Here is a 20245-nt window from a genome sequence, read left to right as displayed (position 1 = left end):
GGGACCCCACCATGTTGAGAAATCTCTCTATCCGTACCGGCCTGCTGACGCTGTTGGCGGTTATGGCCGTTTTGCTTCTGCTCGTGAGCGCCATGGGCATCTATTCACTCACTCAAAGCTCGGCGTCCTTACAGCGCATTAACGCGTTGCAGGGCGAAAAAATGATGCGTCTGAACGAAGGGTATACGCTGCTTTTGCGCGCGCGCAACGAGGCAGGCCAGGCGGTGCGCCAGATGGAAATCGGCATGGTGGACGACGCGACAGCGTCCGTGAAAACGATCGCGGGCGAGCTGGTGCGCGGTCAGCAGTTGCTGAAAACGGTGCTTACCAGCGAGGTGGATGACGAACAGGGCGCGCTGCTGCTCGGCAAACTTAACCAGAGCTTTAACGCGCTGAACGGGCAGGGGCTCGCGCCGATGATGGCCGCGCTCAATAAGCAGAGCCCGGATGACTACTACGATCTGCTCGGCAACGGGCTTATCCCGCTGACCCGCGCCTTTGACACTGACGTGCAGGCGTTTCAGCGCTGGGGCGAGGCGCGCGGGCGCCAGGAAGTGGACGGCGTGCTGACGCAAAAAGAGGTGATGCTGGCGCTGATTGGTCTGGTGGCGCTGTTGACCGCGGCGGTGATGACGCTGGTCTGGCTGGCGCTGCGGCATTTGTTGCTCAAACCGCTCGCGCAGTCGGTGGAGCAGCTTGAGCATGTGGCGGCAGGCGATCTGACCCGTTCGCTGACCGCCGCCAGCAATAACGAGCTGGGGCGGCTGGTAAGCGCTATCGAGGCGATGCGTTTGTCGCTCGCGCAGTCGGTGATGCGCGTGCGTGATGCCAGCGCGCAGATCGATACCGGGAGCCGCGAGCTGGCGGCGGGTAACGTCGATCTGGCGCAGCGTACCGAATCGACCGCCACGTCGCTTGAACAGACCGCGGCGAGTATGGAGCAGATCACCGCGACGGTGAAACAGAACGCCGATAACGCCGGGATGGCGCATCAGCTGGCGAAAGCGGTCTCCGATACCGCCGATCGTGGCAGCGAGATGGTTTGTTATGTGATTGAGAAGATGCGCGATATTTCCGGCAGCTCTGATCGGATTGGCGACATCCTGAGCGTGATTGACGCGATTGCGTTCCAGACCAATATCCTCGCGTTGAACGCGGCGGTGGAAGCGGCGCGCGCGGGCGAGCAGGGGCGCGGGTTCGCGGTGGTGGCGGGTGAAGTGCGTACGCTGGCGAGCCGCAGCGCCGAGGCGGCGAAAGAGATCCGCACGCTTATCAGTAATTCGCAAAGCCAGGTAGGCGAGGGGAGTGAGCTGGCCATGCAGGCTGGCGAAACAATGGATGAGATCGCCGAAGAGGTACTGCGGATGACGAAGCTGGTGCGTGAAATCGCCGATGCGTCGCTGGAACAGAGCCGCGGTATTGAGCAGGTGAATATCGCCGTGAGCCAGATGGACGAAACCGCCCAGCAGAATGCGGCGCTGGTGCAGCAATCCTCCGCCGCCACCCGTTCGCTGGAAGAGCAGGCGCAACAGCTGGTGGAAGCGATGGCGTCGTTCCGGTTGCAGGCGGCGAGTTAAGGGTTTACGGATGACCGGTGGGTGCGCTCCGCTTACCCACCCTACAAAATGAGATGGGTTTCGTAGGGCGGGTAAGCGTCAGCGCACCCGCCGTTTTTTCCTTCACCCGCCAACAAAAAAGGCAGCCGTGGCTGCCTTTTTTATCTGTACCGCGCAACGCGCGCTTACGCGTCCGGGAATTCGCGGATAAACCGCTCGACGTCATTCACCATCTGCTCGGTGCCGACGAAGAACGGACGGCGCTGGTGCAGGCTGTCCGGTTTAATATCCAGGATACGCTGTTTGCCGTCGCTCGCCTTACCGCCCGCCTGCTCAGCCAGAAACGCCATCGGGTTGCACTCATAAAGCAGGCGCAGCTTGCCTTCCGGGTGGCTCGCGGTGCTCGGGTAGAGATAAATCCCGCCTTTCAGGAGGTTACGGTGGAAATCCGCCACCAGCGAACCGATATAGCGCGAGGTATAGGGGCGCTGGGTCGCTTTATCCTCTTCCTGGCAATACTTAATGTACTTCTTCACGCCCATCGGGAATTTAATGTAATTCCCTTCGTTAATGGAGTACGTATTGCCGCTGGCCGGGAAGCGCATACGCTCCTGGCACAGGCAGAACACGCCGAGCGACGGATCGTAGGTAAAGGCGTGCACGCCGCAACCGGTGGTATACACCAGCATAGTGGAGGAGCCGTAAACCACATAACCCGCGGCGACCTGCTGGCTGCCCGGCTGCAGGAAATCTTCCATCGTGACCGGCGTGCCTACCGGCGTCACGCGGCGATAGATAGAGAAAATGGTGCCGACAGAGACATTGACATCAATGTTTGAAGAGCCATCCAGCGGATCCATCAGGACGACATATTTCGCGTGTTCGCAGCCTTCGAAAACGACAATCTCGTCTTCTTCTTCGGAGGCGATGCCCGCCACGATATCGCGTGCCTTAAGCGCGGCCTTGAGTTTTTCATTGGCGAACAGATCGAGTTTTTGCTGCGTCTCGCCCTGCACGTTTTCGACGCCGCTGGCACCCAGGATATCGACCAGACCGGCCTTATTGATATCGCGGTGGATGATCTTAGCGCCAAGCTTTATTGCCGACAGCAGCGCCGTCAGTTCCCCGGTGGCGTGAGAAAACTCGTGCTGCTTTTCGACAATAAATTCACCTAACGTTTTCATAACACTTTCCCTGCATCCTGAAGTTGAGTAAAGCGATCGCAACAATCTTAACAAACATTCAAATTGTAGCGCACAGGTGAATCGCGCCAGCAAAATGCGGATTATCCTGAAATGCGTTTATTCGCCCTGCGTCAAACAGGTAGAATGTGCCTCAGTTTTAATAAGGACTGTACCTATGCGTATTCATATACTGGGAATTTGCGGCACATTTATGGGCGGCGTGGCGATGCTGGCGCGCTCGCTGGGTCATGAAGTGACGGGATCGGACGCGAACGTCTACCCGCCGATGAGTACCCTGCTGGAAAAGCAAGGGATTGACTTGATTCAGGGCTATGACGCCTCGCAGCTTGAGCCGCGTCCGGATCTGGTGGTGATCGGCAACGCCATGACCCGCGGCAATCCGTGCGTCGAGGCGGTGCTGGAGCAGGGCATTCCTTATATGTCCGGCCCGCAATGGCTGCACGATTTCGTGCTGCGCGACCGCTGGGTCGTGGCGGTGGCGGGCACCCACGGCAAAACCACCACGGCCGGTATGGCCACCTGGATTCTGGAAGCCTGCGGCTACAAGCCTGGCTTTGTCATCGGCGGCGTGCCGGGCAATTTCGATGTCTCCGCGCGCCTTGGCGACAGCCCCTTCTTTGTAATTGAAGCCGACGAATATGACTGCGCGTTCTTTGATAAACGCTCCAAGTTTGTTCACTACGCGCCGCGCACGCTGGTGCTGAACAACCTCGAATTCGATCACGCGGATATCTTTGACGATCTGAAAGCCATCCAGAAACAGTTCCACCACCTGGTGCGCATTGTGCCGGGGCAGGGGAAAATCATCTGGCCGGAAAACGACATCAACCTGAAACAGGTGATGGCGATGGGCTGCTGGAGCGAGCAGGAACAGCTTGGCGAGCAGGGCCGCTGGCAGGCGAAAAAACTCACTAACGACGCCTCCAAATGGGAAGTCTGGCTGGACGGCGAATGCGTGGGCCAGGTGGAGTGGCAACTGGTGGGCGAGCACAACATGCAGAACGGGCTGGCGGCCATCGCCGCGGCGCGTCATGTCGGCGTGACGCCTGCCGATGCCGCGCAGGCCCTCGGCTCGTTCGTGAACGCGCGTCGCCGTCTTGAGCTGCGCGGCGAAGCCAACGGCGTCACGGTGTATGACGATTTCGCGCATCACCCGACCGCTATCCTCGCCACGCTTGCCGCGCTGCGCGGCAAAGTGGGCGGTACGGCGCGCATCATCGCCGTGCTTGAGCCGCGCTCCAACACCATGAAAATGGGCGTCTGCAAAGACGATCTGGCGCCGTCGCTCGGGCGCGCCGACGAAGTGTTCCTCTTCCAGCCGCACCATATTCCGTGGCAGGTCGCGGAAGTGGCGGACGCCTGCATTCAGCCGGCGCACTGGAGCGCTGATATCGACACGCTGGTGGAGATGATTGTCAAAACCGCGCAGCCGGGCGATCACATTCTGGTGATGAGCAACGGCGGCTTCGGCGGCATTCATCAGAAACTGCTGGATGCGCTGGCGAAAAAAGCCGAAAAAGCGCAGGCGCTCTGAGCCGCTCCCGCTGATAAAAAAGCCTCCGCATGCGGAGGCTTTTTTTTAAGGCCCGACTCACTCTTTGGCGATGGGCGTCTCTTCCTGCGTAATCTTCTTATCGCCCTGGATATCGGCGATGCGTTTTTCAACGTCAGAGACCTGCTGCGCGTTATGCAGCAGCGTGTAGGTCAGGTCAAAGCGCGTGCTTTCGCCCGGTGCGAGCTGTTTCACGCGTTTCTGTTCGCGCTCAATAGTGACCGGGTAGGCGTAGCTGGTGCCCGGCTCGATGCCGGTCACATAGCCCTGTTTCAGGGTGTCGGTGTTTTTCCACATCGTCAGCACCGGCAGCTGCTGCAGGTTAAAGCTAATCGCCGCGCCTTTATCGCCCGCCTTGTTAACAACCGCGGCGACCGTCTCCTGTTTCGCATCGCCGAGCGGCGTCAGGTTAAAGACCATCTCGTCGAAGCCTTTGGTCGGCCCGCTGTAGGTATTCCACTCTTTCAGGCCGCCTTTGGCGTAGTCGTTAAAGGGGCTCACTTTTTCCAGCGGCGCGATAAAGCGCGCGCCTTCTTCCGGAATCGGCTGGCCGAAGTTGCTGTGGTAGATAATCTGGTAGTCGTGCGGGTAATCCGCGTGGTTGGTCAACACATCGTTGATGCTGAAACTGTTGCTGCCTGGCACGTAGCGCAGCTCGGTCAGGGTCTGCAAATCCGCTTTTTTGAACGTGCTCTCTTTCAGCAGGCCGCGCACCTTGATCTCATAAGGCGCGTTGTCGCTTACCTCGACTTCCACGCGTGAGGCTGGCGTGTTGCCCGCTTTGCCGTGCAGCGTATAAAGCTGACCGTCAGCGGTGGTCGGGTGGCCGGTCCATTCATAACCGCAGCGCACCATCATCTCGTTGAAGCCTTCCAGCCAGCCCAGCCCGTTGCGGCTTTCCAGATTGATATACGCAGGGTTGACCACCTCTTTCACCGGCGAATCCCAGCCCATGCGTACGCCAAATCCGTCGGCGCGCAGCAGGTTCATACCGCGCGTCGGGCTTAACGTAATGGTCAGGCCGTTTTTGCTGGTGATAGTGATGATTTTGCTGCCTTCCTGCTTGCCGCCATGAAGCACTTTCTGCTCAATGCTGAACGGCGCGCCGGAAAGCTTCAGCTTTTGGCTGCTGATTTGCCAGTTTCCTTTCTCGACGCCCTGTTCAGCATCGGTCAGCACCCAGGTTTGCGCGCTCGCCTGAGCGCAAATCAGCAGGGCAAGCGGGGTAAGCCATAGCGTTTTATTCATCTTTTCGTCCTTTTAGCTGAATCGATTTTTGTTTTGCCCATGCAGCCTGGCGGATCGCAGCTAAAGAAAACGTGATCGTTTTCAACTGTCTAAAAAAAGCCTGTTTTTACGCTGGCAACTGTGACTCATCAGCCATTAAGGATGAAAATGTATGGAATTGGGTAATTAAAATTGTGATGGTAAATATTGTTTGCTTTAACGTTTCAGCTAAAAAAGAGGCGTATTACGCGGCGTTAACTCACGCCTGAACAGCGGCGATAAACCATCACTAAAAGGAATGAAAAGAGAGAAAACAGCTCAGGCGGCGCCTGAGCCGGAAGGGATTACTGCTCGCTTTCCGCCAGTTCACGCAGGTACTGGAAGATAAGGCGTGAGGATTTCGGCGGTTTATTGCCTTCTTTCTCTTTTTTGGCGTTACGGATGAGCGAACGCAGCTGCTGGCGATCCGCCTGCGGCCACAGGTTCAGCACGTCCGGCACCGCGTCGTCGCCTTCTTCAATCAGACGATCGCGCAGTTGTTCCAGCTTGTGGAACAGCGCCACCTGCTGGTTATGGCGGTTTTTGAGCTTATCGAGCGCCTGGCGGATCGGCTCGTCGTCACGCTGACGCAACATTTTACCGATAAGCTGCATCTGGCGGCGGCGGCCTTCTTTCTTAATGCGCTGCGCCAGTTCAATCGCCGCGCGCAGATCGTCATCCAGCGGGATTTTCTCCAGCGCGTTCTTACCGAGATCGACCAGTTCGGCGCCAAGGCGCTTCAGCTCTTCGGCGTCGCGTTTAATTTCACTTTTGCTGACCCAGATAATCTCATCATCATCGTCGTCGTTTTCGTTATCGGGCACTTCATCGAGCCAGTCATCGGGCTGCTTTGTCATCTCAGGCTCCTCAAAAAAAGAGGCTAATACTACCAGTTAAGGCGCGCACTGCGAAATGGTTCTCTGTTAGACTCACAAAATGTGGCTTTTCAGTTTCACCTTACATTATGGCACTCGCGATGAAAGTAATCACACAAGTTGAAGCGCAGCGCAAAGCGCTGGAACAGGCGGTTTCTCAGGCGCTGGAGCTGGCGTCCGGCAAGTCGGACGGCGCGGAAGTGGCGGTCAGCAAAACGACCGGCATCAGCGTCAGCACCCGCTACGGTGAGGTGGAGAACGTCGAGTTCAACAGCGACGGGGCGCTTGGCATCACGGTTTATCACCAGAATCGCAAAGGCAGCGCCTCCTCGACCGATTTAAGCCCGGACGCTATCGCCCGCACCGTACAGGCGGCGCTGGATATCGCCCGTTACACCTCGCCGGACCCGTGCGCGGGCGTGGCGGAAAAAGATCTGCTGGCCTTCGACGCCCCGGATCTCGATCTCTTCCACCCGGCCGAGATCGAACCGGAACAGGCTATCGACTACGCGGCGCGCGCCGAACAGGCGGCCTTAAAAGCGGATAAACGCATCACCAATACCGAAGGCGGCAGTTTTAACAGCCACTACGGCATCAAAGTGTTCGGCAACAGCCACGGCATGTTGCAGAGCTACAGCTCGACGCGCCATTCGCTCTCCAGCTGCGTGATTGCCGAAGAGAACGGCGACATGGAGCGCGATTACGCCTACACCATTGGCCGCGCGCTGGGCGATCTGCAATCGCCGGAGTGGGTGGGCGAAGAGTGCGCCCGCCGCACGCTGTCCCGCCTCTCGCCGCGCAAGCTGCCGACCATGAAAGCGCCGGTGATTTTTGGCCGCGAAGTGGCGACCGGGCTGTTTGGTCATCTGGTGGGCGCCATCAGCGGCGGCGCGGTGTACCGTAAATCCACGTTCCTGCTTGATTCACTCGGCAAGCAAATCCTGCCGGAGTGGCTGACGATTGAAGAGCATCCGCATCTTCTGAAAGGTCTCGCTTCCACGCCGTTCGACAGCGAAGGTGTCGCGACCTCGCGCCGCGACATTATCAAAGACGGCGTGCTGCAACAGTGGCTGCTCACCAACTACTCCGCGCGCAAGCTGGGGCTGAAAAGCACCGGTCACGCGGGCGGCATCCACAACTGGCGCATCAAAGGCCGCGGCCTGAGCTTTGAGCAACTGCTGAAAGAGATGGGCACCGGCCTGGTCGTCACCGAGCTGATGGGCCAGGGCGTCAGCGGCATCACCGGCGATTACTCGCGCGGCGCGGCGGGCTTCTGGGTGGAAAACGGCGAAATCCAGTATCCGGTGAGTGAAATCACCATCGCCGGCAACCTGAAAGAGATGTGGCGCAATATGGTCACCATTGGTGACGATATCGAAACACGTAGCAATATTCAGTGTGGTTCAGTACTGCTGCCGGAGATGAAAATCGCCGGCGAGTAAGGCAAGGGCGCCCGCTGCGGCGCCTTTTTTTCGTCATAACAATAAAAAGGTGAGTCAATGCGTAAGCAAGCGTTAGCGATGTTAGCGGTCTCCTCTCTGTTGTTCACCAGCGCCGCGGCGTGGGCGGATCTGGAAGACAACATGGACACCCTGAATGAAAACCTGAAAGTCGTGCAGAAGACCAGCGATGCGGCCGAAATGAAAACCGCGCTGACGAAAATGCGCGAGGCGGCGCTGGACGCCAAAAAAGAAACGCCGCCGAAGCTGGAAGATAAGCCTGCTGACAGCCCGGAAATGAAAGATTTCCGCCACGGTCTCGATACGCTGGTAAGCCAGATTGACGGCGCGCTGAAGCTCGTTGACGAAGGCAAAATCAAAGAGGCCCAGGCGAGCGCCGAAGAGTTTAAAACCACCCGCAACACCTACCACAAAAAGTATCGCTAATCCCTTTTCTGTGCGGCGGTTCGCCGCCGCACGCTCCCTCTGCGCCCGGTCATAAGCGACGCTTATTCTCCGCCGCCTTTTGCGCGCGGCGTCGCAAGCCCGTTATTTTCTTTTTCCTGCGACCGACATGACCGCCAGTGATATTCATCACAGTTATCTGGTGGTTTATCTTCATCCGCCACTTTTCTGTGGCACAGATCACTGCCGCCCCTGTCCTTTCCACTTCGAAGTGGAAAACAACTCGCTACAAACCTTTAACACCCGCCGTTAGTGTTACCTCAGCGCAACTAATCAGGTATGCAGAGTGAATAACGGAGCGGTAATGAACAACGCCGGATGTCGACACGCGGACGATGCCGCGACGCTTGCCGGGCGGATGCTGGATGAAGTTTACGCGCTTCTTGAGCGCCACCAGATTACGCCCAATGCCGTGCAGCGGCAGATGCTCAGCTCACACGTACGGGCGATGGCGCACCGCTCGGTGACAGGCGAGCCGCTGCCGGAGGTGGAAGAGAGCCTGTTTGAGGAGATCTCCGAAGGCTCAATGGCGCTGGCGCGTGAAATTGTGGCGCAGTTCGGCAACCTGCCCGATGAAGAGGCCTGGCTGTTGTCGGTGCACTTCGAGGTAGCGAAAGAGAATCTTTAACCTTCAGGAGCGAACCATGGAACAGATTACGGTAGTGATTGGCGATCGTCTGGGCAAAGGCCAGAAAGTGGCGGCGGGCGCGGAGAAAGCGGGCGCGCGCGCGGTCGTGGTGCCGGGCGTCGCGGCGGATATGAAGCTTGGCGACGTCATGAAAACCGAAGGCGCGACGTTCGGCATCTCGTTTTGCGGCAGCGGCGGCGCGGGCGCTATCACCGCGCAGACCAAATATGGCTATAAGGCCAAATATGGGATGCGCTCGGTGGAAGAGGGCGTCACCGCCATCAACGAGGGCTGCAATGTGCTGGGCTTCGGCTTTATGGATAAAGAAGAGCTGGGCGAGCGGCTGGTGGAAGCCTGGAAAAAGAAATACGGCGCATAACGCATGAAAGAACAATTCACCACCACGGTGAGAGTGAAAGGCAAAGGCGACGCGCGCGCTCGCGCGTTCGCCGATGCCCTGAATCAGGTACAGGCGGCGGTGATGAAAGCCTCGCCGCACATCTTACTGCGTATAGAGCCACAGGATGTGCAGGTTGTTCATGCGCGGGAAACGGTGCGCAAAGAAGCGTTTCTCTTTTTCTTTTTGCGCCGGGAACGACGGGCTTTCAGCGTGGAGCTGGACGTGACCGTCAACGTGACCGCCATCAATCTCGACAAGGTGGATTTCGTCACGCAACACAGCTGATCGTTACTAAAAGGGCAGACCAATGTTCCTGATAATTTTAATAAAATCGCTCATCATCGGCGGCCTGGTCGGCGTCGGCGTGGGCGCCGGGGCCGCACGCATGTTTCATGCGCCCACCACGCAAGGGATGGGCGCCTTTCGTACGTTAGGAGAGCTGAACTCCTGCGAAGGCGATCCGGCTTCGCACTTCTCCTTTGGGTTAGGGTTCTTCTTCAACGCCTGGGCGTCCTCCGTCGCGGCGGGCGCGTTCACCCAGGATGTCGATCACCGCATTATTCCCAACTGGGGCGCGGCGGCGCTGATGGTGAAAAACCGCAATCTCGCAGACACCCTGCATAACCCGAAAAAAATGGCGGTCGCCTGCGGGCTTATCGGCATGGCGGTAGTGACGTTCCTCAACACCACGGCGTCTGCCGTGCCGGAAGCGCTTCAGGTTACCGCCGTTAAGGTGCTGGTGCCTGCCGCTAACCTGCTGGTGAACACCGTGATGCCGGTGATTTTCTGGCTGGCGGCCATCGACGCCGGGAAAAAATCGGGCTTCTGGGCCACCGTGTTCGGCGGCGCGGCGCAGCTGATTATGGGCAACGCCGTGCCTGGCCTGGTGCTCGGCATACTTATCGGCAAGGGCGTTGAAGAGAGCGGCTGGAATCGCGTCACCAAAGTCATGATGACCGCCATTGTGCTGCTGTTCGTGCTGAGCGCCTTCTTCCGCGGCTTCGACATGAAAATGATCGAATCTTTCCGTCTGACCGTGCCGGACTGGCTGAGTCTTATCCACAACTCGCTGAGCGGCAAATAAGGAGCGCATGATGGAAGAGAATAAAGGTTTCTGGTACGCCGACTGGTCATTCCCGATCTTCGTCGGCCTGCTCTCCTCCGGCGTGTTTGCCGGGACGCATATGTATTACCTGTACGGCATCGGCGCGTTTAACGAAGTGGCGTTTGTGGCGATGCTCAAAGCGGGGATCGACACCGGCGTCTATGGCGCGGTGGCGGCGTTCGGCGCGAGTTTCCTCTTTGCGCGCATTATCGAAGGCTCGCTGGTGGGGATTCTGGATATCGGCGGCGCCATCCAGACCGGCGTGGGGCTTGGCGTTCCGGCGCTGCTTTTGGGCGCGGGCTTCGTTTTCCCGGTGGCGAACTTCGCCGCCTCGCTGGTCACCGGCCTCCTGATTGGCCTCGCTATCGGCTACGTCATCATTCTGGCGCGTAAATTCACCATCAATCAGAGCGATTCCACCTACGGCGCGGACGTGATGATGGGCGCGGGCAACGCCTCCGGGCGCTTTCTCGGGCCGCTCATCATTCTGAGCGCCATGACCGCCTCGATCCCGATTGGCGTGGGATCGCTGGTGGGCGCGCTGCTGTTTTATCTCTGGCAGAAGCCGATTACCGGCGGGGCTATCCTCGGCGCGATGATCCTGGGCTCGCTGTTCCCTGTGGCGATCGGTTAACCGCGCGGGCGCTCCGGCGCCCGCCCTCTGAGGAAACCCTATGTTTGACCTGATCCTGCGCCAGGCGCGGCTGGTGGACGACACGCTGGCGGATATCGCCATCAAAGACGGCAAAATCGCCGCGCTGGGCCGCGTGACCGGCGAGGCGCGCGCCACGCGCGATCTCAATGGCGAACATTACGTCAGCCCCGGCTGGATCGATCTGCACGTCCACTGCTACCCGAAATCGCCGATTTATCACGATGAGCCGGACGCGGTTGGCGTTACGACCGGCGTCACCACCGTGGTGGACGCGGGCAGCACCGGCGCGAACGATATCGATGACTTTTACGCGCTGACGCGCGGCGCGGCGACCGAGGTGCTGGCGCTGCTCAATGTTTCGAAGGTGGGCCTTATCGCGCAAAACGAGCTGGCGGATATGGCGAATATCGACGCCGCGGCGGCGCGCGAGGCTATCGCCCGTCACCCCGATTTTATCGTCGGCCTGAAAGCGCGCATGAGCAGCAGCGTGGTGGGCGATAACGGCATCGCGCCGCTTGAGCGCGCCAAAGCTATTCAGCAGGAGAACGGCCATCTGCCGCTGATGGTGCATATCGGCAACGGCCCGCCGCCGCTGGATGAGATCGCCGCGCGGTTGTCTCAGGGCGACATTATTACCCACTGTTTTAACGGCAAGCCGAACCGCATCCTGACGCCGCAGGGCGGGCTGCGCGCCAGCATTAGCGACGCGCTTGAGCGCGGCGTGCGGCTTGATGTCGGCCACGGCAGCGCCAGCTTTAGCTTTGAGGTGGCGCGCCAGGCCATCGCGCTCGGCATTCTGCCGCACACTATCAGCTCTGACATCTACTGCCGCAACCGCATCAACGGCCCGGTACGAAGCCTCGCCCATGTGATGTCGAAATTCCTCGCCATCGGCCTGTCGCTGCCGCAGGTGATTGACTGCGTCACGCTGCACGCCGCGCAGGCGCTGCGTCTGGCCCATAAAGGGCGGCTGACGCCAGGGGCCGACGCCGATCTGACTATTTTCGACCTGCGCCGCCAGCCAGGGCTCTTTACCGATGCCGACGAAGAGACGCTGCACGGCGACTATTTACTGGTGCCGCTTGCCGCCGTGCGGGCGGGCGCCTGGCACATGACCGAACAAGGGAGCGCGGAACATGCCTTCAGTGTATGAAAAATATGACTTGAAACAGGTGATTAACGCCTCCGGGCGCATGACGGTTTTAGGCGTCTCCACGCCGCGCCAGGAGGTGGTGGAGGCCGTCACGCAGGGGCTCAATCACTATTTCGAGATGAAAGATCTGGTGAATAAAACCGGCGCGTACATCGCCAGACTGCTGGAGGTGGAGGCCGCGACTATTGTCTCCTGCGCCTCGGCGGGGCTTGCGCAGTCGGTGGCGGCGGTGCTGGTCAAAGAGAGCGACTGGCTGCTTGAGAACCTGCATACCACCGCTATCGAGCACAACGAAATTGTGCTGCCGAAAGGCCATAACGTGAATTACGGCGCGCCGGTCGGCACGATGGTGGCGCTCGGCGGCGGAAAGCTGGTCGAGGCGGGCTACGCCAACGAGTGTTCGGCGCAACAGCTGGCCGCCGCGATCACGCCGCGAACGGCAGCGATCCTGTATGTGAAATCGCACCACTGTGTGCAAAAAAGCATGCTGAGCGTCGCGCAGGCCGCCGCGGTGGCGCGCGAGCATCAGCTGCCGTTGATTGTCGACGCCGCCGCCGAAGAAGATTTGCAGGCCTACTACCGCGCGGGCGCGGATCTGGTGATTTACAGCGGCGCGAAAGCGATTGAAGGGCCGTCGAGTGGGCTGGTGATCGGCAAAACGCAGTACGTGGAGTGGGTGAAACGCCAGGCGAACGGCATCGGGCGCGCGATGAAAGTCGGTAAAGAGGGCATTCTCGGCCTCACCAGCGCCATCGAACACTACCTCAGCGCGCCGAAAGAGAGCGGCGCGCAGATGGTGGCCAAAATGACGCCGTTTATCGACCAGCTCAACACGCTGAACGGCGTAACGGCCCGCGTGGTGTGGGACAGCGCCGGGCGCGATATCGCCCGCAGCGAAATCAAATTCGACGAAGCCGTCACCGGCATCCACACCGGCGAGCTGGTCAGCGCGCTGAAGCAGGGCGAATACGCCATCTATTTCCGCGGCTACAAAGCCAACGAAGGCATTATTGAAGCGGATGTGCGCAGCGTCAGCGCCGCGCAGCTGGAGATTGTGTTCCGCCGCATCCGGGACGTGCTGAATCAGGAGACTCACGCATGAAACTCACCCCGAATTTTTACCGCGACCGCGTCTGCCTGAACGTGCTGGCGGGCTCGAAAGAAAACGCCAGCGCGATTTATGAAGCCGCCGAAGGGCATGTGCTGGTGGGCGTGCTCTCGAAAAACTACCCGGACGTGGCGAGCGCCGTCGAGGATATGCGCGACTATGCGAAACGCATCGATAACGCGCTGTCGGTAGGGCTGGGCGCGGGCGACCCGAACCAGTCCGCGATGGTCAGCGCCATCGCGCGCGAGCTACAGCCGCAGCATGTGAACCAGGTCTTTACCGGCGTGGGCGCAAGCCGCGCGCTGCTCGGGCAGCGCGAGACGGTGGTGAACGGGCTGGTGTCGCCGACGGGCACGCCTGGCCTTGTGAAGATCTCCACCGGCCCGCTGAGCAGCAGCGCGCCCGACGCCATCGTACCGGTAGAAACGGCGATTGCCCTGCTGAAAGATATGGGCGGCAGCTCGGTGAAATATTTCCCGATGGGCGGCCTTGCCTGCCGCGAGGAGTATCAGGCTGTGGCGGACGCCTGCGCGCGGCACGACTTCTGGCTGGAGCCGACCGGCGGCATCGATCTCAATAACTTCGAAGAAATCCTGCGCATCGCGCTGGAGGCGGGCGTGAGCAAAGTGATCCCGCATATTTACAGCTCGATTATCGACAAAGCCAGCGGCGATACGCGCCCGGAGGATGTGCGCCGCCTGCTGGCGATGACGCGCGACCTGGCAGGGTAAGGCCGTTTTACGTTAAGGCTGGAGAATATATTCATCACCGTGATAAATATATTCCCTGGCCTGAAGCCGTCCGCGGGCGCGATGGCGCGCCCGTTTAACGAGAGGAAACCGGTGTGCGATTTCCAAGTCAACGTCTGTCCCGGCTGTTTGATCTGCTGCAAAACGAAACGCTGCCGCAGGATGAGCTGGCGCGCCGGCTAAACGTCACGACGCGCACCGTGCGGGCGGATATCAGCGCGCTCAATGCATTGCTGTGTCAGCACGGCGTGCAGCTGGTGCTTAACCGCGGCAGCGGCTATCAACTGACCGTTGACGATATGGGGCGCTATCAGGCGCTTCAGGCGAGCCGCCCGAAGGCGCTGCGCATCCCGCGCACCGCGCCGGAGCGCGTGCACTATCTGGCGGTACGTTTCCTGACCTCCGCGTTTTCCCTGAAGCTTGAAGATCTGGCGGAAGAGTGGTTCGTGAGCCGCGCCACGCTGCAAAACGACATGGCGGAAGTGCGCGAGCTCTTTACCCGCTACAACCTCACGCTTGAAACTCGTCCGCGCCACGGCATGAAGCTGTTCGGCAGTGAAATGGCGCTGCGCGCGTGCCTGACGGATCTGCTCTGGCAGCTCGCCCAGCAGGACAGCGCTAACCCATTAATTACCGAAGAGGCCCTGAACGCGGGCGTGCAGGAGCGGCTCGCAGAGCGCCTGCCGACGATTTTCGCGCACGCGCGCCTGCGCTTTACCGACGAAGGTGAGCAGTTTATCCGCCTCTATTGCGCCGTGGCGGTGCGGCGCATCAGCGAGGGATTTCCACTGCCTGAGTTTGTGGCGGACGATGTGGACGATAACGTGCGCGAGGCGGCGCGCGGCATCGCGGCGCTGCTGCAAACGCTGTGCGGCAAACCGCTATCAGAGGCGGAAGAGAACTGGCTGCGGGTGCATATCGCCGCGCGCCAGGTGCAGGAGCTGGAGCCGAGCGCCATCAGCGCCGATGACGCCGAAGCGCTGGCGGGCTACATCCTGCGCTATATCAACACGCACTATAACTACAATCTGCTGACCGACGAGCAGCTGCGCGCCGACCTGCTGACCCACATTCGCACCATGATCACCCGCGTGCGCTACCAGATAAACATTCCCAATCCGCTGCTCGGCAATATCAAACAGCACTACCCGATGGCCTGGGATATGACGCTGGCGGCGGTATCCGGCTGGGGCAAATATACGCCTTACACCATCAGCGAAAACGAAGTGGGGTTTCTGGTGCTGCACATCGGCGTCGGGCTTGAGCGCCACTATAACGTCGGCTACCAGCGCAACCCGCGCGTGCTGCTGGTGTGCGATACCGGCAACTCCACGGTGCGCATGATCCAGTCGATGCTGCTGCGCAAATATCCGCAGCTGGAAGTGAGTGAAATCGCCACGCTGCGCGACTACGAACAGCGCGCCGCCATCGCCGAGGATTTCGTGATTTCCACCGCGCGGGTGGCGGAAAAAGATAAGCCGGTGGTGGTAATGTCGCCGTTTCCGACCGATTTCCAGCTGGAGCAAATCGGCAAGCTGGTGCTGGTGGACAGAACCCGGCCCTGGATGCTGGAGAAATATTTTGACACCCGGCATTTTCGCGTGGTGGACGGGCCCATGACCCAGCAGCAGCTTTTCAAAGAGCTGTGTGATGAGCTGGAGCAGGACGGGTACGTGGGGGCGGATTTTCTGCCGTCGGTAGTGGAGCGCGAGGCGATTGTCAGCACGATGCTTGGCGACGGTATCGCGTTGCCGCACTCGCTGGGGCTGATGGCGCGCAAAACGGTGGTCTATACCGTGCTGGCCCCGCAGGGAATTGCGTGGGGCGAGGAGACCGCGCATGTGATTTTCCTGCTCGCCATCAGCAAACGCGAATATGAAGAAGCGATGACGATTTACGATCTGTTCGTCACGTTTTTGCGCGAGCGGGCGGCGCAACAGCTGCAAACGTGTCGTGATTTCGCCCAGTTTCAGGCGGTGGCGATGACCTGCCTGAGCCGGTTTTAGCGGCGGTCAGCGCACTATTGAAGCGTGCTTCGGATAGCGTGGGCGCGGCGCTCAGCGCAGCCAGTGGATCACCTGATTGCTGCTGCCGCGCCAGATAAGCGCCGGGTCTTTCAGATCCTGCACAAACTTGCCGTCCACCAGCACGTTGATGAGGTTTACCACCTCGCGCTGGGCATCGCTCAGTTCATCGATTTTATAACCCGTCCAGACCCAGATATCTTTACCGGGGCACTCTGCCCGCACGCGTTGAACCAGGCGCAGGATTGCCGGTACGTTTTGCGGGTGCAGCGGATCGCCGCCCGACAGCGACAGCCCCTGGCGTTTGACGCGGGTGTCGTTGAGATCGGCGATGAGGCGGTTTTCCATGTCGGCGGTGAACGGCGCGCCGGAGTTGAGCCGCCAGGTGCTTTTGTTGTAGCAGCCGGGGCATTCGTGAACGCAGCCCGCCACAAACAATGTGCAGCGGGTGCCGGGGCCGTTGACGACGTCAACGGGGTAGTATTGATGGTAATTCATGGTTTCCTCGTCCCTGGCGGGCGAACGGTGGGTGCGCTTCGCTTACCCACCCTGGGATGATTTGCCGGGCGGTGGGTGCGGCTTCGCTTACCCACCCTGGGATGATTTGCCGGGCGGTGGGTGCGCTTCGCTTACCCACCCTACACAGGTTTGCCGGGTGGTGGGTACGGCTTCGCTTACCCACCCTACAACACCAAACGCGTAGGGCGGGTAAGCAACGCGCACCCGCCGTGCCACACGCCAGAACGGCGTTAACCCAACTGCCCGTTGCCGAGATGTTTCACACGGCGCTTCACCTCTTCCTGTTTACCGGCGTTAAACGGGCGGGCGTCGGGGCTGCCGAGATAACCGCAAACGCGGCGGGTGACGGAGACGCGCGACGCGTCATGATTGCCGCATTTCGGGCAGGTGAAGCCTTTGCTGGTGCACTCGAATTCGCCGGTGAATCCGCACTCGTAACACTCATCAATCGGCGTATTGGTGCCGTAATAAGGCACATGGCGATAGCTGTAATCCCACACGTCCTCCAGCGCCTTCAGGTTATGCTGAAGATTCGGGTATTCGCCGTAACAGATAAAGCCGCCATTCGCGAGCGGCGGATAGGGCGCTTCGAAATCGATTTTATCGTACGGGTTCACCTTCTTCTCCACGTCCAGGTGGAAGCTGTTGGTGTAATACCCTTTGTCGGTCACGCCCGGCACCACGCCAAACTCGGCGGTATCGAGGCGGCAGAAACGATCGCACAGATTCTCGCTCGGCGTGCTGTAGAGGCTAAAGCCGTAACCGGTCTCCTCTTTCCACCGATCCACCGCCTGACGCAGACGCTCGACAATCGCGATGCCTTTGGCCCGCAGCGCCTCGCTGTCATAGACATGCTGGTTGCCGGACAGCGCGTTAATGGTTTCATGAATGCCAATATACCCGAGCGAAATCGACGCGCGGCCGTTTTTGAAAATCTCCGCGATATCGTCATCCGGTTTAAGGCGCACGCCGCACGCGCCTTCCATATAAAGGATCGGCGCCACGCGCGCTTTTACGCCTTCAAGACGCGCGATACGCGTCATCAGCGCTTTGCGGGCGAGCTTCAGCCGCTCATCGAGCAGCGCCCAGAATGCGGTTTCATCGCCTTTCGCTTCAAGCGCGATGCGCGGCAGGTTCAGGCTAATCACGCCGAGGTTATTGCGCCCGTCGTGGATCTGCTCGCCGTTCTTTTCATAAACGCCAAGGAAACTGCGGCAGCCCATCGGCGTTTTAAACGAGCCGGTCACTTTCACGACCTGATCGTAGTTGAGGATATCCGGGTACATGCGCTTGCTCGCGCACTCCAGCGCCAGTTGCTTGATGTCGTAGTTCGGGTCGCCGGCTTTATGGTTCAGGCCGTCGCGAATCGCGAACACCAGTTTCGGGAACACCGCCGTCTTGTGATTTTTACCGAGGCCCGCGATGCGGTTACGCAGAATTGAGCTCTGGATCAGGCGCGATTCCCAGCTGGTGCCGAGGCCAAAGCCAAAGGTGACGAACGGCGTCTGGCCGTTGGCGGTGTGCAGCGTGTTGACTTCATATTCCAGCGACTGGAACGCGTCGTAGCACTCTTTCTCGGTACGGGCGCGGGCGTAGCCTTCCACGTCCGGGATCTCCCACTCAATCGCCGTGCGGCGATGCTTCTCAAAGCTTGCCGTCACAAACGGGGCCAGCACTTCGTCGATGCGGTTGATGGTGGTGCCGCCGTAGATGTGGCTCGCCACCTGGGCGATGATCTGCGCCGTTACGGCGGTGGCGGTAGAAATAGACTTCGGCGGTTCTATCTCGGCGTTGCCCATTTTAAACCCCTGCGTCAGCATACCTTTTAAGTCGATCAGCATGCAGTTGAACATCGGGAAGAAGGGCGAGTAGTCGAGATCGTGATAGTGAATTTCGCCGCGTTCGTGGGCGAGCACCACGTCGCGGGGCAGCAGATACTGGCGCGCGTAGTGCTTGGCGACGATGCCCGCCAGCAGGTCGCGCTGGGTCGGGATCACTTTGCTGTCTTTATTGGCGTTTTCGTTCAGGAGCGCCGGGTTGGTCTGTTCAACCAGCCCGCGGATCTCTTTATTCAGGCGGCCCTGTTTTTCGCGGGCGATATCGCGGTCGTGGCGGTACTCAATATAGGCGCGCGCCAGCTGCTTGTAATTGCCTGCCATCAGCTGGTTTTCTACCGCCGTCTGGATCTCGTGAATGTCGACCTCACGACGATGCTGCATCTGGCTGCTGACGATTTCCGCGACGGTGGCGCAATAGTCTGCGTCATCGACTCCCGCTGCCTGCGCCGCACGAAGAATCGCTTCGCGAATGCGCGCTGAATTGAAAGGTACTTTACACCCGTCTCGTTTCACTACATGCGGTGTCATGATCACTCCATATTAAGCACAGGTTATCCACAGAAATTCCGTCGTGCGGCCTGGGGAATATTGACTGAATAAACCCCCGGTAACGCCGGAACTGGCCCGTTTTATCCACAGCAGGGCGGGATTTTCACCCACGCCGGATTGCTGAAAGTTTAGCCTGAAAATACAAGATATTGGGCCGCGGTGGATTTTAATGTCTATATATAGTGATTTGCATCAAACAAGTTTGCGTTTTTATTGACGCAGGACAAGGCAAAGCGGCGAGCGCGCTTACGGCCTGCATTGAAGGCGAAATATTTACACTGTGAATTTTTCGATTAAAAAATCGACGAATGCCCGCACGCGCGGGGCCAGACGATGGTGCGGATACTTCACCCACAGCGGCTGCGGCGCGGGCCAGTGCGCTTCCATCAACGGCACCAGACGGCCCGCGGCGATAAGCGGCGCCAGATACCAGTCGGCGAGCGAGACAATGCCCATCTCCGCCAGCGCGGCGTCCACCAGCACATCCGGAAACGTGCTGATAAGAAAAGCGTGCTGCTCTTCCATCGCCAGTTCATCGGCAAGCCAGCTTTGCAGTTTGCCGTTGCCGGGATTACGGTGCACCAGGCAACGGTGATGCAACAGATCCTGCGGCTGTTGCGGCGTGCCAGACTGCGCCAGGTAGGCCGGCGAGGCGGCAAGCATCATGCGCATCGGGCGGATTTCACGGGTGATTATCCGGCTGTCCTGCACCGTCCGCTGGCCAATCGCCACATCGATCCGCTCGCCAATCAGGTTAACGCGACGCGGATCCATCGCCAGATCCAGCCGCACCTGCGGGTAACGCTGCTGGAAAGTGGGCAGCGCCGGCATCAGGAGGTAGCGCCCGAAACCAGGAATCACGCTCACGCGCACCAGCCCCTGCGGCTCGTCGGCGGGCTTTTCCAGCGCCTGGTTGAGCGCATGCCACAGCGGCGCCACCTGTTCGCGCAGGGCCGCGCCTTCTTCCGTCAGCACTACAAAATGCGTGTTGCGCTGAAACAGCACGCGCCCCAGGCGCGCCTCCAGCTGGCGGACGCTTTTGCTGATGGCGGCAGGCGTCACGCCCAGCAGGCGGGCGGCAGCGGAAAAGCTCTGGCTCTGCGCGGCGGCCAGAAACGCAGGCAGCAGGCGATGTACGTCGGAGGTAAGCGTCATGGTT

Annotated in this window: 19 protein-coding genes; 13 read left to right on the top strand and 6 right to left on the bottom strand. The window is 59.8% G+C overall.

Annotated features, from left to right (window positions below):
• Positions 1-11 precede the first annotated feature (11 nt).
• Positions 12-1577 carry a methyl-accepting chemotaxis protein gene (locus tag AFK65_RS16890; RefSeq protein WP_038856240.1) on the top strand — a complete coding sequence of 522 codons (1566 nt, stop codon included), beginning with the start codon at positions 12-14 and terminating at the stop codon, positions 1575-1577.
• 164 nt (positions 1578-1741) lie between these two features.
• Here AFK65_RS16890 and fbp read toward each other — a convergent pair whose 3' ends face one another.
• Positions 1742-2740, bottom strand: a complete 999-nt coding sequence (gene fbp, locus AFK65_RS16885; protein WP_038856242.1) for a class 1 fructose-bisphosphatase — start codon at positions 2738-2740, stop codon at positions 1742-1744.
• Positions 2741-2915: 175 nt separating this feature from the next.
• On the opposite strand from fbp, the gene mpl reads away from it, so the two are divergent.
• Positions 2916-4295, top strand: a complete 1380-nt coding sequence (mpl, locus tag AFK65_RS16880; protein ID WP_038856243.1) for a UDP-N-acetylmuramate:L-alanyl-gamma-D-glutamyl-meso-diaminopimelate ligase — start codon at positions 2916-2918, stop codon at positions 4293-4295.
• A 57-nt stretch (positions 4296-4352) separates the two neighbouring features.
• Here the strand turns inward: mpl and AFK65_RS16875 are convergent, their stop codons facing one another.
• Complete coding sequence (locus AFK65_RS16875) at positions 4353-5561, bottom strand: aldose 1-epimerase family protein (RefSeq protein ID WP_038856245.1); 1209 nt, start codon at positions 5559-5561, stop codon at positions 4353-4355.
• 323 nt (positions 5562-5884) lie between these two features.
• Positions 5885-6436, bottom strand: a complete 552-nt coding sequence (gene yjgA / locus AFK65_RS16870) for a ribosome biogenesis factor YjgA (protein WP_007701908.1) — start codon at positions 6434-6436, stop codon at positions 5885-5887.
• 107 nt (positions 6437-6543) lie between these two features.
• On the opposite strand from yjgA, the gene pmbA reads away from it, so the two are divergent.
• From pmbA to AFK65_RS16815, 11 genes are all read left to right on the top strand, one after another.
• Entirely contained in the window at positions 6544-7896 is a 1353-nt protein-coding gene (gene pmbA, locus AFK65_RS16865) for a metalloprotease PmbA (protein ID WP_038856246.1), read from the top strand.
• Between the two features lie 57 nt (positions 7897-7953).
• Positions 7954-8340 carry a cytochrome b562 gene (gene cybC, locus AFK65_RS16860; protein WP_004385260.1) on the top strand — a complete coding sequence of 129 codons (387 nt, stop codon included), beginning with the start codon at positions 7954-7956 and terminating at the stop codon, positions 8338-8340.
• Between the two features lie 304 nt (positions 8341-8644).
• On the top strand, positions 8645-8986 hold the full coding sequence (locus AFK65_RS16855; RefSeq protein ID WP_071602482.1) for a glycine dehydrogenase: 342 nt from the start codon (positions 8645-8647) through the stop codon (positions 8984-8986).
• A 16-nt stretch (positions 8987-9002) separates the two neighbouring features.
• Positions 9003-9365 carry an SFCGS family glycine-rich protein gene (locus tag AFK65_RS16850; RefSeq protein WP_007764243.1) on the top strand — a complete coding sequence of 121 codons (363 nt, stop codon included), beginning with the start codon at positions 9003-9005 and terminating at the stop codon, positions 9363-9365.
• A 3-nt stretch (positions 9366-9368) separates the two neighbouring features.
• Positions 9369-9671 (top strand): DUF4312 family protein, encoded by a 303-nt coding sequence (locus AFK65_RS16845; RefSeq protein ID WP_007764242.1) that lies wholly within the window; start codon positions 9369-9371, stop codon positions 9669-9671.
• A 22-nt stretch (positions 9672-9693) separates the two neighbouring features.
• Positions 9694-10470 (top strand): DUF4311 domain-containing protein, encoded by a 777-nt coding sequence (locus AFK65_RS16840; RefSeq protein WP_007701883.1) that lies wholly within the window; start codon positions 9694-9696, stop codon positions 10468-10470.
• A gap of 10 nt (positions 10471-10480) precedes the next feature.
• Positions 10481-11125, top strand: a complete 645-nt coding sequence (locus tag AFK65_RS16835) for a DUF4310 family protein (RefSeq protein WP_004385265.1) — start codon at positions 10481-10483, stop codon at positions 11123-11125.
• Between the two features lie 40 nt (positions 11126-11165).
• On the top strand, positions 11166-12299 hold the full coding sequence (locus AFK65_RS16830; protein WP_038856249.1) for an amidohydrolase/deacetylase family metallohydrolase: 1134 nt from the start codon (positions 11166-11168) through the stop codon (positions 12297-12299).
• Complete coding sequence (locus tag AFK65_RS16825; protein ID WP_032804936.1) at positions 12283-13401, top strand: DgaE family pyridoxal phosphate-dependent ammonia lyase; 1119 nt, start codon at positions 12283-12285, stop codon at positions 13399-13401. Before AFK65_RS16830 ends, AFK65_RS16825 begins: the two co-directional genes overlap by 17 nt.
• Positions 13398-14138, top strand: coding sequence for a 2-dehydro-3-deoxy-phosphogluconate aldolase (gene dagF / locus AFK65_RS16820; RefSeq protein ID WP_007701874.1), 741 nt, complete (start codon positions 13398-13400; stop codon positions 14136-14138). Before AFK65_RS16825 ends, dagF begins: the two co-directional genes overlap by 4 nt.
• Before the next feature lie 113 nt (positions 14139-14251).
• Complete coding sequence (locus AFK65_RS16815; protein WP_032804934.1) at positions 14252-16162, top strand: BglG family transcription antiterminator; 1911 nt, start codon at positions 14252-14254, stop codon at positions 16160-16162.
• A 51-nt stretch (positions 16163-16213) separates the two neighbouring features.
• Here AFK65_RS16815 and nrdG read toward each other — a convergent pair whose 3' ends face one another.
• The 3 genes from nrdG to AFK65_RS16800 form a co-directional block, all read right to left on the bottom strand.
• Positions 16214-16678 (bottom strand): anaerobic ribonucleoside-triphosphate reductase-activating protein, encoded by a 465-nt coding sequence (gene nrdG, locus AFK65_RS16810; protein ID WP_038856252.1) that lies wholly within the window; start codon positions 16676-16678, stop codon positions 16214-16216.
• A 251-nt stretch (positions 16679-16929) separates the two neighbouring features.
• Positions 16930-19065, bottom strand: a complete 2136-nt coding sequence (gene nrdD, locus AFK65_RS16805; protein WP_007701863.1) for an anaerobic ribonucleoside-triphosphate reductase — start codon at positions 19063-19065, stop codon at positions 16930-16932.
• Between the two features lie 294 nt (positions 19066-19359).
• Positions 19360-20241 (bottom strand): LysR family transcriptional regulator, encoded by an 882-nt coding sequence (locus AFK65_RS16800; protein ID WP_007701860.1) that lies wholly within the window; start codon positions 20239-20241, stop codon positions 19360-19362.
• Positions 20242-20245: the final 4 nt, after the last annotated feature.

This window comes from Cronobacter universalis NCTC 9529 (genome assembly GCF_001277175.1).
In the GTDB taxonomy this organism is placed as follows: domain Bacteria; phylum Pseudomonadota; class Gammaproteobacteria; order Enterobacterales; family Enterobacteriaceae; genus Cronobacter; species Cronobacter universalis.
This window is presented reverse-complemented; position numbering and strand designations above follow the sequence as displayed.

What these genes read in the sequence shown, in the direction of transcription:
- AFK65_RS16840 (WP_007701883.1), top strand. Translation starts at nt 9,694, where the DNA reads ATGTTCCTGATAATTTTAATAAAATCGCTCATCATCGGCGGCCTGGTC.
- nrdG (WP_038856252.1), bottom strand. Translation starts at nt 16,678, where the DNA reads ATGAATTACCATCAATACTACCCCGTTGACGTCGTCAACGGCCCCGGC.
- AFK65_RS16835 (WP_004385265.1), top strand. Translation starts at nt 10,481, where the DNA reads ATGGAAGAGAATAAAGGTTTCTGGTACGCCGACTGGTCATTCCCGATC.
- cybC (WP_004385260.1), top strand. Translation starts at nt 7,954, where the DNA reads ATGCGTAAGCAAGCGTTAGCGATGTTAGCGGTCTCCTCTCTGTTGTTC.
- fbp (WP_038856242.1), bottom strand. Translation starts at nt 2,740, where the DNA reads ATGAAAACGTTAGGTGAATTTATTGTCGAAAAGCAGCACGAGTTTTCT.
- AFK65_RS16850 (WP_007764243.1), top strand. Translation starts at nt 9,003, where the DNA reads ATGGAACAGATTACGGTAGTGATTGGCGATCGTCTGGGCAAAGGCCAG.
- dagF (WP_007701874.1), top strand. Translation starts at nt 13,398, where the DNA reads ATGAAACTCACCCCGAATTTTTACCGCGACCGCGTCTGCCTGAACGTG.
- mpl (WP_038856243.1), top strand. Translation starts at nt 2,916, where the DNA reads ATGCGTATTCATATACTGGGAATTTGCGGCACATTTATGGGCGGCGTG.
- nrdD (WP_007701863.1), bottom strand. Translation starts at nt 19,065, where the DNA reads ATGACACCGCATGTAGTGAAACGAGACGGGTGTAAAGTACCTTTCAAT.
- AFK65_RS16800 (WP_007701860.1), bottom strand. Translation starts at nt 20,241, where the DNA reads ATGACGCTTACCTCCGACGTACATCGCCTGCTGCCTGCGTTTCTGGCC.
- AFK65_RS16845 (WP_007764242.1), top strand. Translation starts at nt 9,369, where the DNA reads ATGAAAGAACAATTCACCACCACGGTGAGAGTGAAAGGCAAAGGCGAC.
- yjgA (WP_007701908.1), bottom strand. Translation starts at nt 6,436, where the DNA reads ATGACAAAGCAGCCCGATGACTGGCTCGATGAAGTGCCCGATAACGAA.
- AFK65_RS16890 (WP_038856240.1), top strand. Translation starts at nt 12, where the DNA reads ATGTTGAGAAATCTCTCTATCCGTACCGGCCTGCTGACGCTGTTGGCG.
- AFK65_RS16830 (WP_038856249.1), top strand. Translation starts at nt 11,166, where the DNA reads ATGTTTGACCTGATCCTGCGCCAGGCGCGGCTGGTGGACGACACGCTG.
- pmbA (WP_038856246.1), top strand. Translation starts at nt 6,544, where the DNA reads ATGGCACTCGCGATGAAAGTAATCACACAAGTTGAAGCGCAGCGCAAA.
- AFK65_RS16875 (WP_038856245.1), bottom strand. Translation starts at nt 5,561, where the DNA reads ATGAATAAAACGCTATGGCTTACCCCGCTTGCCCTGCTGATTTGCGCT.
- AFK65_RS16825 (WP_032804936.1), top strand. Translation starts at nt 12,283, where the DNA reads ATGCCTTCAGTGTATGAAAAATATGACTTGAAACAGGTGATTAACGCC.